Below are 13,333 nucleotides of genomic sequence, written 5' to 3'. Positions count from 1 at the left end.
ATCGCGCGGGTGAACCCTGCATCGTCCGACGTCACCGTCCCGGCCCGGCCCGCACCGGCGACCGGCCGGGCCCTGCCCACCGGGCTCGCCGCGTTCCTGGTCTTCTTCTCCAGCGGCGCGGTCCTGGTGCTGGAGACCGCCGCGCTGCGCCTGGTCGGCCCGTACGTCGGGGTGACCCTCCAGGTGACCAGCTCGGTCATCGGCATCGCGCTGGCCGCCATCGCGTACGGGGCGTGGGCCGGCGGGTGGCTGGCCGACCGGCGGGATCCCCGCACCCTGCTGGCGCCGGCGCTGGTGCTGGCCGGCATCGCCACCGCGGTGACCCTGCCCGCGGTCCGCTACGCTGGTGAGGTGCTGCGGGGTGGGGCGGCCACCGCGATCCTCCTGCTCGTCGCGCTCGCGGTGTTCGTTCCGGCGATGCTGCTGTCGGCGGTCACCCCGATGGTGGTCAAGCTTCAGCTCGCCGACCTGCGCCGCACCGGCCAGGTCGTCGGCCGGCTCTCCTCCATCGGCACGCTGGGCGCCGTCACGGCCACCCTGGTCACCGGCTTCGTGCTGGTGGCGGCCCTGCCCAGCACGGTGATCCTGCTCGGCCTGGCGGTGTCCCTCGGGGTCACCGGGCTGGCCCTCGGCGTGTGGCTGCGCCGGGCTGCCGGCGCGCCGGTGACCGGGCCGGCCCGGGTGTCGGCGAGTCTCGCGGTGCTCGGCCTGATCGGTGCCGGCCTCACCACCGTCGCGCCGAACCCGTGCGACATCGAGACCGCGTACCACTGCGCCCGTGTCGAAGCCGACCCCGGCCGGGAGACCGGGCGGACGCTGCTGCTCAACTCGGCGGAGCACTCGTACGTGGACCTGGCGGACCCGACCTACCTGGAGTACGCGTACACGAAGTGGATCGGCGCGGTCGCGGACGTGGCGGCCCCGGCCGGGCGACGGCTGGACGCGCTGCACCTCGGCGGGGGCGGCTTCACCGTGCCGCGGTACCTGACCGCCACCCGCCCGGGCACCGACAACGTCGTGTTCGAGATCGACGGCGGCCTCGTCGAGCTGGGCGAGGAGAAGCTCGGCGTACGCCAGGGGCCGGACCTGCGCGCGGTGGTGGGTGACGCCCGGATGCTGGTCGCCGACGAGCCCGCGGGCAGTCGCGACATGGTGGTGGGGGACGCGTTCGGGCACCTGGTGGTGCCCTGGCACCTCGCCACCCGGGAGATGGCCGCCGAGATCCGCCGGGTGACCCGTCCGGGCGGCGTGTACGTGCAGAACGTCATCGACTATCCGCCGCTGCGGTTCATCCGCAGCGAGGTCGCCACCGTGGCGGCCGAGTTCGGGCACGTCGCGCTGATCGCGCCACCGGCCGCGCTCGCCGGCACGGAGGGGTCGAACTTCCTCATCGTCGCCTCGGACGCCCCGCTGCCGCTGGAGGCGGTCCGCGCCCGGCTCGGCCGGGTCGACCCGTCGGTGACGGTGCTCGACGAGGAGGCGCTGGCCGATTTCGTCGGCGACGCTCTGGTGCTGACCGACGACTACGCCCCGGTGGACCAGCTGCTCGCCACCGCCTGATCGGGTGACATTGCGAACCGGATCCGATTCGGAGGTGTAGCCCCGCCGGTCCGGGGCAACAACGATCCCCATGGGTGGAGGTGTCCGTGACGGCGCGCAACTGCTCGGTGAGCGGTACCGGCTGATCGAGCAGCTCGGTGCCGGTGGCATGTCCGTGGTCTGGCGGGGCTACGACGAGGTGCTCGGCCGCCAGGTGGCGGTCAAGGTGCTCGCCTCCCGGCTCGCCAGCGACCGGGCCTTCCGGCACCGGATCCGCGTGGAGGCCCAGGCCGCCGCCCGGCTGTGCCACCCCAACATCACCAACGTGTACGACTACGGCGAGTCCGAGCAGGTCGGGCTGACCGTGCCGTACGTGGTCATGGAACTGATCGACGGCGAGTCCCTGACCGGGCGGCTGCGGCGGGGGCCGCTGCCCTGGCGGGAGGCGGTGACGGTCGGCGCGGAGGTGGCCTCGGCGCTGGCCACCGCCCACTCGCGCGGGGTGGTGCACCGGGACGTCACCCCCGGCAACATCATGCTGACGGCCACCGGCGTCAAGGTCGTCGACTTCGGCATCTCGGCGCTGGTGGGGGAGAAGGAGAAGGGCCCGGACGGGGCGCTGCTCGGCACCCCCGCGTACCTGGCCCCGGAGCGCCTGGACAACGGTGACGTGTCGCCGGCCACCGACGTGTACGCGGTGGGCCTGCTGCTCTACCGGATGCTCACCGGTCGGCTCCCCTGGGAGGCGAGCACCACCACGCAGATGCTGCGCGCGCACATGTACAACGACCCCGAGCCGATGCCGCCGGTGCCCGGGCTCCCCGACGAGGTCGCCGACCTGGTGCGCCGGTGCCTGGCGAAGCGCCCCGAGGACCGGCCGGTCACCGCCGAGGTCGCGCGTACGCTCGCCGCGGCCGCCGGAATGATGGCCGCCGTGCCCGTCTCCCCGGCTCCGGCTGGCCTCGTCGACGCGACCACCGTGGCGAACCTCGGCACCACGATCCTCCCCTGGTCGGCGGCGACCGACGCGCTGCCGTTCTCCCGTCGCCGCAATCGGCGAGCGTTGACCCGGCGCCGGCGGGTGGAGGCCGGGGTCGCCGCCGCGGGCCTGGTCGCCGTGACGGCCACGATGTGGGGAGTGACCTCCGGCAGTTCGGCGAGCGGCGGCGTCGACCAGCCCACCGAGGTGCGGATGGGCGCCGAGGAGAAGATCTCCTGCCGGGTGACGTACGCCCTGCGCACGGACTCGGGCAAGGACTTCGCAGCCGAGCTGTCGCTCACCAACACCGGCGATCGCGAGCTGCGCGACTGGCGGCTCGCCTTCGCCTTCCCCGGCCAGCAGACGGTGACGAAGGCGTCGCCGGTGCCGGTCCGCCAGGAGGGCCGGAACGTCCACGTGCAGCCCGTGCCCCAGCGGGCCGCTCTGGCGCCCGGAGCGACCGAGAAGTTCACGCTCACCGGCCGCTACACCGGGGTCAACCCGCTGCCGGTGGAGTTCCGCATCGCCGACGAGCTGTGCGGTGTCCAGGTCTCCGGGGTGGCCGGGACGGTCCCGAGCACGGCTCCCGCCACGAAGGCACCGGCGAAGAAGGCGCCGCCGAAGAAGGCGCCGGTGAAGAAGGCCACCACCTCCAGTCGCGGCTCGACCGCGAAGGTCGTGAGCGACAGCAAGGGCAAGGGCGATGGTGGCGGAAAAAGCCGCGGGGAGGGAACAGCGCGACGATGACGACTGAGCGCGCCGCGCTCAACTGAGCGCCGCGAACCGCTGCACCCCGTCGATGCTGCCCTCCACGATCAGCATGCTTCCCGCCACCGGGACGGTGGCGTCGGTGGCGTACCGGTACCGTTCGTTTGGGAGCTTGACCCCGACGACCCGGACGCCGTAACGGTCCGCCGGCCGCAGCTCGCCGAGGGGACGCCCGGTCATGCTCGGCGGGGCGAGCACCTTGGCGATGGCGAAGTCGTCGCCGAACTCGACGAAGTCGAGCATCTTGCTGACGATCAGGTGCGCGACCCGCTCACCGGTCTCCTGTTCGGGAAAGATCACGTGATGGGCGCCGACCGACGACAGGATCTTCGCGTGCTTGTTCGATGTCGCCCGGGCCCAGATCTGCGGCACGCCCAGCTCGACCAGCGCGAGCACGGTGAGCACGCTGGCCTCGACCGAGTCGCCGATCGCCACCACGGCCCGCTCCATGTCGGCCAACCCGAGCTGCCGGAGGACACCCTCCTGCGTCGCGTCGGCCTGCACCACCCGGTCGAGCTGGTCGGACCAGCGTTGCACCGGGGCGGCGTCCCGATCGATCGCCAGCACCTGGTGGTGCTGCCGGATCAACGAGTCGGCGAGGTGGGACCCGAACCGGCCCAGCCCGATCACCACGATTCCACTACGTTCCGCGTCCCTAGCCGACAATGGGCTGCTCCTCCGGATAGCGGTAGAGGCGGCGTCGGGTGTTGATCGCGATCGCCGACCCGAGTGTCAGCGGCCCGACCCGGCCGATGTACATGAGGACGGTCAGCAGGAAGACGCCGCCGTCCGAAACTGACTGCGTGATACCGACGGACAGCCCCGTCGTGCTGAACGCGGAGGTGACCTCGAACAACGCCTGGTAGAACTGGACGCCCGAGGTGATCAGGATCAGCGTGGCCGTGCCGGCGACCACCAGCGCCACGCTGAGCAGCGCGACGGTTATCGCCTGGCGCTGGCTGGCGGTGGCCACGCGCCGCCGCCCGACCGCCACGTCCGGCTCGCCGCGCAGCTCCGCCCAGATCACGAAGGCGAGCAGGAAGAAGGTGCTGACCTTGATGCCGCCGGCGGTGCTGGCACTCCCGCCGCCGATGAACATCAGCGCGATGAGCAGCGGGTAACTCTCCTCCCGCAGGTAGCCGGTGGGCAGCACACTGAACCCGCCGGTGCGGCTGAGCGCGATCTGGGCGAACGACGCCACCACCTTGCCGGGCACGTCGTACTGGCCGATCGTGCGCGGGTTGGCCCATTCGGCGATCAGCAGCACGACGAAGCCGACGACCAGCAGCACGACGCTGCCCCAGATGGTCAGCTTGGTGGCGACCGCCCACCCGGCCGGGTGGCGCCACTCCCGTACAGCCTCGAAGAGCGCCGGGAAGCCGAGGCCGCCGATGATGGCACCGAAGGAGAGCGGCAGGGCCACCCAGGGGTCGCGGGCGAACGCCAGCAGCCCGTCGGAGTACAGGGCGAAGCCGCCGTTGTTGAACGCCTGCACCGAGTGGAACAGGGCGGACCACAGTGCGCGACCGGGCGAATAGTCGTAGCCGAACCAGAGCCGCGCCGTGATGATCACGGTCATCACCGCCTCCGTGACGAACACCGTCGCCACGATGCGGAACAGCAGCCGGCGCACGTCACCGATGCCGTACTCGGCGGTCTCGGCCTGCACCAGCAACCGGTTCCGCAGGCCGAGCTGCCGGGACACGGCGAGGACGACCAGCGCCGCGCCGGTCAGGATGCCGATCCCGCCGATCTGGGTCAGCACGGTGATCAGGACCAGGCCGGGCCCCGACCAGTAGTTCGGCGTCTCGGTCACCGCCATCCCGGTGACCGAGACCGCCGACGTGGCGGTGAAGAGCGCGTCGATGAACGGCGTGGGCTGATACTCGGTTCTGGCCGGGCGCAGCATCAGCAGGCCGGTGCCGATCAGGATCGCCACCAGGAACCCGACCGGCACCAGCCGGACGGGGCGACGCAGCAGCCAGCGCACCTGACAATCTTCACTTTTCGGTACGGGCGGCGGTGGCGGAAACGGCATCCCGGAGGGTTCACCCGGCGGCCAGCAACCGACCACCTCGCCGTCAACGTCGGCGGTTCTGCTGAGGCGGTTGCCCCGACGAACGACAGGAGACGGCGTTGCGACGACGCACCCTTTCCGCCCTCGGCCTGGCCGGCGCGCTGCTCGCGGCCACGGTCGCCGTGCCGGCCGTGACCGCCTCCGCCGACCCGGCGCCGGCCGCCGACCGGTCCCGCGCCGATGACCGCCCCATCGTGATCGCCCACCGCGGCGCCAGCGGCTACCGTCCCGAGCACACCCTCGAGGCGTACCGGCTGGCGATCCGGCAGGGCGCCGACTACATCGAGCCGGACCTGGTCGCCACCCGCGACGGCGTGCTGGTCGCGCGGCACGAGAACGAGATCAGCGGTACGACCGACGTGGCGGCCCGCCCGGAGTTCGCCGCCCGGAAGGCGACGAAGACCATCGACGGCGTGGCGGTGACCGGCTGGTTCACCGAGGACTTCACGCTCGCCGAGCTGAAGACGCTGCGCGCCAAGGAGCGGCTGCCGCAGGTCCGCGTGGCGAACACCGCCTTCGACGGCCGGTTCCAGGTGCCGACCTTCCAGGAGGTCATCGACCTGGCCCGGACCGAGGGCAGGGCACGGGGGCGGGTGATCGGTGTCTACCCCGAGACCAAGCACCCGACCTACTTCGCCTCGATCGGGCTGCCGCTGGAGAAGCCGCTGGTCGAGGTGCTGCGGCGCAACAAGCTGACCCACCGGAACTCGCCGGTCGTCATCCAGTCCTTCGAGACCGCCAACCTGCGTGAGCTCAACAAGGTCATCGACGTCAAGCTGGCCCAGCTGCTGAACGCCAGCGGCCGCCCGTACGACTTCACTGTCGCCGGCGACACCCGTACCTACCGCGACCTGGCCGCACCGGCCGGCCTGAAGTGGATCGCCGGGTACGCCGACGGCGTGGGCGCCAACAAGGACCTGATCGTCCCCCGCGACGCCGCCGGCAAGCTGCTCGCCCCGACCACGCTCGTCCGGGACGCGCACCGGGAGAAGCTGATCGTCCACGCCTGGACGTTCCGGGCGGAGAACCAGTTCCTGCCGGCCGACTTCCGGGTCGGAACCGACCCGAACGCGCGCGGTGACATCCAGGCCGAGTTCGAGCTCTTCTACGGCCTGGGCCTGGACGGCGTCTTCACCGACCACCCGGACACGGCCGTGGCCGCCCGCGCCGGCCTGCCCCGCCACTGACGCCGCCTTCCTCCTGTCGGCCCGCCACCCCGGTCCGGGTGGCGGGCCGACGCCTGCGGTGCGCCCCGGGGCCGGCGCCAAGAGCATCCCGCCTTCATGGAAGTCGGGCTGTCCGGCACGGCGTGACACCCCGACTTCCATGAAGACGAGTCGATCGTGCTGGTCCGGACGGTGCCGGCGGCTCGGTGATCGGCCAGGGCACCTGTCGAGCTGCCCCGCCTGTGCGACCGCTGCCGCAGGGAGCGACCTTGTCGGCCCCGAACTGCCCGCCACCATTCGTGAGCGGGACACGGGTCAGGGGTCACGTGCGGTCGCGGGTCCTTTGGAGCTGATGTCGTGGATGGATCAACCGGCTCATCGGCAACGGACATAGCCGTGCGTTGCCTGTCGAGCGAGGAGACCATCTCGATGATCGACTCCGTGCCGGCGGCATGGGGGTGCCCGCCCGCGCCGGTCGGATACCGCGATGCCACCGGCATGGAGACGATCACCGGCTTTGGGCCTCGCCTGGTTATCCTGCGGAGTGGTTACCGCCCGGGCTGCTCCGCGACGTAGGTGCCCCGGCCGGGCTGGCCGGTGATCAGCTCCCGGTCGTGCAGGAGGGACATCGCCCGGTAGGCCGTGTTCATGCTGACCTCGTACTGGTCGGCAATCTGCCGGGTTGACGGCAGCTTGTCGCCGGGCTTGAGCTCGCCGCTCTTGATCTTCGCGGCGAAATCGTTGGCGATCACCTTGTAAGGGGCAGGCGCTGTGGGCATGGCGAAGACTCCGGTTGGTTCGGCGACTTCGATCCTGCCCTACCTACACAAGTAACTGCAACAAGTTGCGACGCGGCGGCGGTTCGAGGCTCGACCAACGCAAGATACTGGTGTAGGTCTCGGATGTCCGGCTCCGGTTGGTTCGGCAAGCCTCGGGGTCGGGCCCGAAAGTGGGCTCCGGGGTCGTGCCGCCGATGAGGGCTGCGGTTGCGGGGCCGGCGGTCCGGTCCGCGTCCCCTATCGGCGGGCCGGACCGCCCTCCAGGTCCCGTCATCAAGGAGGTCCGGCTTGCGCAACGTGCTCAACCTGTTTGGCGAGATCAGAACCAGGCGGCCGGGGCGGTCGCCGAACGGCGGGTGGTACCGGTCGGAGTCGTGCCGGCCGTTGACCGCGAGGCAGGTGCGGGACCGGCAGTTCCGGTCGGTACGGCGGGGGCTCGACCCGGCCGAGGTGCACGCGTTCCTGCACCGGGTGGCCTGTGAACTGGCCGCCGCTCGGCGCGACCTCGTGGCGGTCACCGAGGAGAACGCCCGGATCAAGCGGGCGCTGCGGAGCTGGCAGGCCCGGTTCGCGTCGGAAGCGCGGCGGTGAGCCGGGACCGCTTCGTGGTGCACCTGCCGGTGCTCGCCGCCGACCTGGCCGCCGCGAAGCGCTTCGCCCGGACGATCACCCGCTCGCTCGGCTTCCTGCCCGACATCGACCCGGCCGAGACGACGGTGTCCGAGGAGGACGCACAGTTCGTACGCCATCGGGTCTTCTGCGACGCCCGGTTGGACGGCGCCGGCCGCTGCGCGCGCCTGGCCGACCACGACGGCCCCTGCGTCCCACCGCCCACCACCTGACGCCCCCGCTCGTCGATCTTGCAGTTTCGGCCCCCGTTATCTACAGGTTCACCCGATTCGCCGGGGCAGGAAGTGCATGATCGCGGGCCTGGGGTGGGGCGCGGCGTGGGTCGGCTGGTCGGGTGGGGGTGGGTGGCGGGACGGGTGGCCCTGCACGGCGTTCGGCGATGGTGGTGGCGGGGGGCGACACACGGCCGCCGCCGGCCGTGGCGGCGACGGCCGTAGCATCCGGAGGCCGTCACTGCCGGTCAGGCGACGCTGTCACCGAGGGCCATCCATCCCCTGTTACTTGTGTGTTTCGACCACATAGCCCGTGCATGACGTCACTTCTAGCGTGAGCCGACAAACGAGTTCCCTTCCTCCGAGTCCTCACGTGGAGTCGCAATGACGGTCCGGACGACGCGGCGGGTGTTCCTCTCCGCCGCCACGATGATGGCGGCGGTGCTCGCCGCCACGGCCTGTGGCAGCCCGCAGGAAACCGCCTCCGGTGGCGGCGACAGCGCCGCGCCGGTGAAGGTTGGCCTGGTGTACTCCCAGTCGGGAGCCCTGGCCAGCTACGGAAAGCAGTACATCGAGGGGTTCAAGGCCGGTCTCGACTTCGCCACCAAGGGCACCAACAAGGTCGGTGACCGGGCCGTCGAGCTGACCGAGGTCGACGACGCCGGTGACCCGGCGAAGGCCGTCAACGCCGCCAAGGACCTGATCGGCAAGGGGCACAAGATCATCGCCGGGTCGACTGCGTCCGGTGTGGCCCTCCAGGTCGCCCCTATCGCCGCCCAGAACAAGGTGCTGTTCATCTCCGGGCCCGCCGCCACCGACGGCGTGACCGGCGCCAACAAGTACACGTTCCGCTCGGGTCGGCAGTCGTACCAGGACGTCGTGACCGCGAAGTCGTTCATCGGCGACCCGGCCGGCAAGAAGGTGGTCGTCTTCGCGCAGGACGGCGCGTTCGGCGACGCGAACGAGGCGGCCGTCAAGGCGGTCATCGGCGGTGCCGGCGCCACCGTCAGCAGCGTACGGGCCCCGGCCAGCGCGACCGAGTTCACGCCGTTCGCCAGCCAGATCAAGGCCGCCAAGCCGGACCTGCTCTTCGTCGCCTGGGCCGGCACCACCGCCCCGGCGATGTGGCAGACCCTCGACCAGCAGGGCGTGCTGACCTCCACCACGGTCGTCACCGGCCTGGACATCCGCGCCTCGTGGCCCACCTTCGGCGCCGCCGGCAGCAAGATCTCCTTCCTGTCGCACTACTTCGACGGGGCCACCGACAACGAGGCCACCAAGGCCGCCAAGGCGAAGATCCCCGGCGGCACGCTGGACCTGTTCCACCCGGACGGGTTCCACGCGGCGCAGATGGTCGTCCGCGCCATCGAGGAGGGCGGCGACGACGTCGAGAAGATGGTCACCGCCCTGGAGGGGTGGAGCTTCGAGGGCGTCAAGGGACAGCTGACCATCCGCAAGGAGGACCACGCCCTGCTCCAGCCGATGTTCCAGGCGAAGCTCTCCGGCAGCGGCCAGGCGTTCACCGCCAGCGCGCAGAAGAGCCTCACCGGTGACGAGACCGCGCCGCCGGTCGTGGCGATGAAGGGCTGACAGGAATGCTCGCCACCCGCGGTCTGACCTGGCGGATCGGTGAGGTCGCCATCGTCGACAGCGTCTACCTCGACCTGGCGCCCGGGGAGTTCCTTGGCGTCATCGGGCCAAACGGCGCCGGCAAGACCTCACTGTTCAACCTGATCACCGGCCTGCGCCGGGCCACGGAAGGTCGGATCACCCTCGACGGGCAGGACATCAGCGCCCTCCCGCCGTACAAGCGGGCCCGCCTCGGGCTCGGCCGTACCTTCCAGGCGTCCTCGGTCTTCGGTTCGCTCAGCGTGCGGGAGAACGTCCGGCTCGCCGTGCAGGCGTACCGCGGGGGCTCGATGAAGCTGTGGCGGCGGGCGGCGGCCGACCGGGAGGTCGCCGCCGCCGCCGACGCGGCGCTCGAACGGGTGGGCCTGGCCCACCGGGGTACGGCGCTCGCCGGCACCCTCGCCCACGGCGAGAAGCGCAAGCTGGAGATCGCCCTGCTGCTCGCCGGTGAACCGCGGGTGATGCTGCTGGACGAGCCGATGGCCGGGGTCAGCGCCGAGGACGTGCCCGAGCTGGTGCAGGTGATCCGTTCGCTGACCGGCGACAGCGGTCGCTCGGTGCTGATGGTCGAGCACCACATGGACGTGATCCTGGAACTGGCCGACCGGATCGCCGTGATGCACCACGGCGCGCTGCTGGCCTGCGACACCCCGGAGACGGTCATGGCCAACCCGACGGTGCAAGAGGCCTACCTGGGGGAGTCCCTATGACCGAGCCGGTACTCAGCGTGGCGGACCTGTCGGTCCGGATCTCCGGGCTGCACATCCTCCAGGGGGTGTCCTTCACGGTCGCCCCGACCGGCGTCACCGTGCTGCTCGGCCGCAACGGCGTCGGCAAGACCACCACCCTACGGGCCATCGTCGGGCTCACCCCGCGGGCGGGCGAGGTGCACGGCACCATCCGGATGGGCGCGCAGAGCCTGCTGGCCCGGCCCACCCACCGGCTGGTCCGCGGTGGGCTCGGCTACGTGCCGGAGGACCGCTGCGTCTTCGCCGGCCTCACGGTCGCCGAGAACCTGCGGCTCGCCGAGCGGCGGGGGACCACCCCGGCGTACGACCGGGTGTACGCGCTCTTCCCCGAGCTGGACCGGCGGGGACGGCAGCGGGCCGGCTCGCTCTCCGGCGGGCAGCAGCAGATGCTGGCGATCGGCCGGGTGCTGCTCAACGACAACCGGCTGCTGCTGATCGACGAGCCGACCAAGGGCCTCGCGCCGAAGGTCGTGACCGAGGTGGCCGAGGTGCTCGAACGGGTCGCCGAGTCGGTGCCGGTGCTGCTGGTCGAGCAGAACCTGGCCGTGGTGCGGCGGCTGGCCCGGGACGCGGTGGTGCTCGCCGCCGGCAAGGTGGCCTGGACCGGCGACGCGCAGGAGCTGCTGCTGGAGACCGGCCTGACGAAGTCGCTGCTCGGCGTGGGCTCCGCGGAGGTGCATCACTAGTGGACACGATCATCCTGTTGACGCTGACCGGGCTCGGCCTGGCGGCGCTCTACTTCCTGGTCGCCTCCGGCCTGTCCCTCGTCTTCGGCCTGGCCGACGTGCTCAACTTCGCGCACGGGCTGTTCCTCGGCGTCGGGGCGTACGCGACCTGGTGGGCGGCCGGCAACCTGCCCGGCGCCGGCGGTGACGGGTTCGGGTTCGTCGTCGCGGTCGCCTTCGGCGTGCTCGCCGGCACCCTGGTCGCGGTCCTGGTCGAGCTGGTGCTGATCCGGCCGTTGTACTCGCGCACGATCGAGCAGGTCCTGGTCACCGTCGGTCTCTCGCTGGCCGGGGTGGCGCTGCTCCAGGCGACGTGGGGTGCCGACGCGCGCACGTTCCCGCGCCCGGAGTGGACCCGGCAGGTCACCAACGTGCTGGGCGCCAACGTGCCCAACGGCGGCCTGCTGCTGATCGTCGCGGCGGTGCTGGTGCTCGGCGCGATCCTGACCTTCCTCCGCTGGACCCGCTACGGCCTGGTGATCCGGGCGGGCGTGGAGAACCGGGAGATGGTCACCGCGCTCGGCATCGACGTCCGGAAGGCGTTCACGCTGGTCTTCGCCATCGGTGGGGCGGCCGCCGCGCTGGCCGGGGCGCTCGGCAGCGTCTACTTCGGCACCGTCTCACCCGGGCAGGGCGGCTCGCTGCTGATCTTCGCGTTCATCGTGGTGGTCATCGGCGGCATGGGCTCGGTCGTCGGGTCCGCGTACGCGGCCGTCGCGGTGGGGCTGCTGCAACAGTTCGTCAACTACTACGGCACCTCCGGGCTGGGCGACATCTGCGTGGTCGGGCTGCTCGCCGTGGTGCTGCTGCTGCGCCCCCAGGGCATCGCCGGAAAGGTGGCAACGGCATGACCGAGGTCAAGAGTCCCGAGGTTCCGGCGCCCCCGGCGGCGGTGCCCTCCGAGCTGACGCCCGGCGGTCGCTGGGGTCGCGTGCGCCCGTTCCTGCCGCTGGTCGCGCTGGCTGTGGCGCTGACCCTGCCGTACTCGACGCTGCACCTGCCGGGGATCTTCGAGGGCGCGCTGAACGAGCCGGGCACCCTGCAACTGCTCGCCGTCTGCATGGTCTTCGGTGGGCTCGCCGCCGGGTACGACCTGCTGTTCGGGCGGACCGGGATGCTCTCCTTCGGGCACGCCCTCTACTTCGCCGCCGGTGTTTACGGCACCGACATCCTGGTCACCAAGGCCGGGCTGCCGCTGTGGCAGGCCGCGCTGTTCACGATCACCGGCGGGACGATCCTCGCCGCGCTGATCGGCGCGGTGGCGCTGCGGACCGTCGGCATCGCGTTCGCCATGGTCACGCTGGCCTTCGCCCAGGTCGGCGCGATCCTGGTGGCCCGCGACTTCGGCGGGCTGACGGGCGGCGAGGAGGGCCTGCCGCTGGACGTCTCCGGGGTGCCGGAGGCGCTGGTCGGGGTGACGAACACGGTCAACCTGTACTGGCTCGCGCTGGCGTACCTGGTCGTCGTGGTGTTCGTCGTGCACCGGGTGAGCGGCTCGCCGACCGGGCGGGTGCTCGCCGGCCTGCGCGACGACGAGCGGCGGGTCGGTGTGCTCGGGCTCGACCCGTACCGGTTCAAGCTGGTGGCGTTCACGCTGGCCGGCGGGCTCGCGGCGGCCGGTGGCGTGGTCTACTGCCTGATCGTCGGCGGCGCCTCCCCGCACATCACGTCCAGCGAGTTGACCCTGTCGCTGCTGGTCATGGTGGTGCTCGGCGGGCCGGGCACCCGGTGGGGGCCGGTGCTCGGCGGCATCCTCTACATGTACCTGGACCACCGGCTGGTCGCCTTCGGCGCCAGCGAGGCGGTGGACGCCCTCCCGGCGTTCCTCAGCCGGCCCCTGTCCCAGCCGCTGTTCGTGCTGGGCGCCGTGTTCATCCTGGCCGTGTACTTCTTCCCCGGCGGTCTGGCCAGCCTGGCCCCCCGCCTGGCGCTGCTCCGCGGTTCCCTCCGTATCCCGTCCCGGGGTCGCTGACCCGAACAGCGCACCGGGACCACCCGCCGATCATGAAGTTACTGTTGCGACACGCCGTGTGTCTGGGCGATAACTTCATGATCGGCGGGGTTTCGGCGGGTTGGGGAG

Annotated in this window: 13 protein-coding genes; 10 read left to right on the top strand and 3 right to left on the bottom strand. The window is 71.7% G+C overall.

What is annotated here, in order from left to right:
• Positions 1-9: 9 nt before the first annotated feature.
• Positions 10-1,560, top strand: a complete 1,551-nt coding sequence (locus tag HCJ94_RS05095) for a fused MFS/spermidine synthase (protein ID WP_167999797.1) — start codon at positions 10-12, stop codon at positions 1,558-1,560.
• A gap of 70 nt (positions 1,561-1,630) precedes the next feature.
• On the top strand, positions 1,631-3,265 hold the full coding sequence (locus tag HCJ94_RS05090) for a serine/threonine-protein kinase (RefSeq protein WP_167999796.1): 1,635 nt from the start codon (positions 1,631-1,633) through the stop codon (positions 3,263-3,265).
• Positions 3,266-3,283: 18 nt separating this feature from the next.
• On the opposite strand, the gene HCJ94_RS05085 is transcribed toward HCJ94_RS05090, so the two are convergent.
• Together HCJ94_RS05085 and HCJ94_RS05080 are read right to left on the bottom strand one after the other, a co-directional pair.
• A complete protein-coding gene (locus HCJ94_RS05085; protein ID WP_167999795.1) occupies positions 3,284-3,952 on the bottom strand; it encodes a potassium channel family protein in 669 nt (222 codons plus the stop codon).
• A complete protein-coding gene (locus tag HCJ94_RS05080) occupies positions 3,942-5,276 on the bottom strand; it encodes a TrkH family potassium uptake protein (protein ID WP_167999794.1) in 1,335 nt (444 codons plus the stop codon). The genes HCJ94_RS05085 and HCJ94_RS05080 overlap by 11 nt, the downstream gene beginning before the upstream one ends.
• A 146-nt stretch (positions 5,277-5,422) precedes the next feature.
• On the opposite strand from HCJ94_RS05080, the gene HCJ94_RS05075 reads away from it, so the two are divergent.
• Positions 5,423-6,550, top strand: a complete 1,128-nt coding sequence (locus HCJ94_RS05075; protein ID WP_240943967.1) for a glycerophosphodiester phosphodiesterase — start codon at positions 5,423-5,425, stop codon at positions 6,548-6,550.
• Between the two features lie 527 nt (positions 6,551-7,077).
• On the opposite strand, the gene HCJ94_RS05070 is transcribed toward HCJ94_RS05075, so the two are convergent.
• Positions 7,078-7,281: a winged helix-turn-helix domain-containing protein gene (locus HCJ94_RS05070; protein WP_373684189.1), complete on the bottom strand. Its 204-nt coding sequence runs from the start codon at positions 7,279-7,281 to the stop codon at positions 7,078-7,080.
• A 411-nt stretch (positions 7,282-7,692) separates the two neighbouring features.
• Between HCJ94_RS05070 and HCJ94_RS05065 the strand changes: the two genes are divergently transcribed.
• From HCJ94_RS05065 to HCJ94_RS05035, 7 genes are all read left to right on the top strand, one after another.
• Positions 7,693-7,899 carry a DivIVA domain-containing protein gene (locus HCJ94_RS05065; RefSeq protein ID WP_240943966.1) on the top strand — a complete coding sequence of 69 codons (207 nt, stop codon included), beginning with the start codon at positions 7,693-7,695 and terminating at the stop codon, positions 7,897-7,899.
• Positions 7,896-8,150, top strand: a complete 255-nt coding sequence (locus tag HCJ94_RS05060) for a hypothetical protein (RefSeq protein WP_167999791.1) — start codon at positions 7,896-7,898, stop codon at positions 8,148-8,150. The genes HCJ94_RS05065 and HCJ94_RS05060 overlap by 4 nt, the downstream gene beginning before the upstream one ends.
• Before the next feature lie 384 nt (positions 8,151-8,534).
• The gene (locus HCJ94_RS05055; RefSeq protein ID WP_167999790.1) at positions 8,535-9,740 is read left to right on the top strand and encodes a substrate-binding domain-containing protein; all 1,206 of its coding nucleotides are present in this window, start codon (positions 8,535-8,537) and stop codon (positions 9,738-9,740) included.
• Between the two features lie 5 nt (positions 9,741-9,745).
• The gene (locus tag HCJ94_RS05050) at positions 9,746-10,489 is read left to right on the top strand and encodes an ABC transporter ATP-binding protein (protein ID WP_167999789.1); all 744 of its coding nucleotides are present in this window, start codon (positions 9,746-9,748) and stop codon (positions 10,487-10,489) included.
• A complete protein-coding gene (locus HCJ94_RS05045) occupies positions 10,486-11,214 on the top strand; it encodes an ABC transporter ATP-binding protein (protein WP_167999788.1) in 729 nt (242 codons plus the stop codon). Before HCJ94_RS05050 ends, HCJ94_RS05045 begins: the two co-directional genes overlap by 4 nt.
• The gene (locus tag HCJ94_RS05040) at positions 11,214-12,104 is read left to right on the top strand and encodes a branched-chain amino acid ABC transporter permease (RefSeq protein ID WP_167999787.1); all 891 of its coding nucleotides are present in this window, start codon (positions 11,214-11,216) and stop codon (positions 12,102-12,104) included. The genes HCJ94_RS05045 and HCJ94_RS05040 overlap by 1 nt, the downstream gene beginning before the upstream one ends.
• Positions 12,101-13,225: a branched-chain amino acid ABC transporter permease gene (locus HCJ94_RS05035; protein ID WP_167999786.1), complete on the top strand. Its 1,125-nt coding sequence runs from the start codon at positions 12,101-12,103 to the stop codon at positions 13,223-13,225. The genes HCJ94_RS05040 and HCJ94_RS05035 overlap by 4 nt, the downstream gene beginning before the upstream one ends.
• Positions 13,226-13,333 lie beyond the last annotated feature (108 nt).

It is taken from the genome of Micromonospora thermarum, assembly GCF_012034245.1.
In the GTDB taxonomy this organism is placed as follows: Bacteria; Actinomycetota; Actinomycetes; order Mycobacteriales; family Micromonosporaceae; genus Micromonospora; species Micromonospora thermarum.
This window is presented reverse-complemented; position numbering and strand designations above follow the sequence as displayed.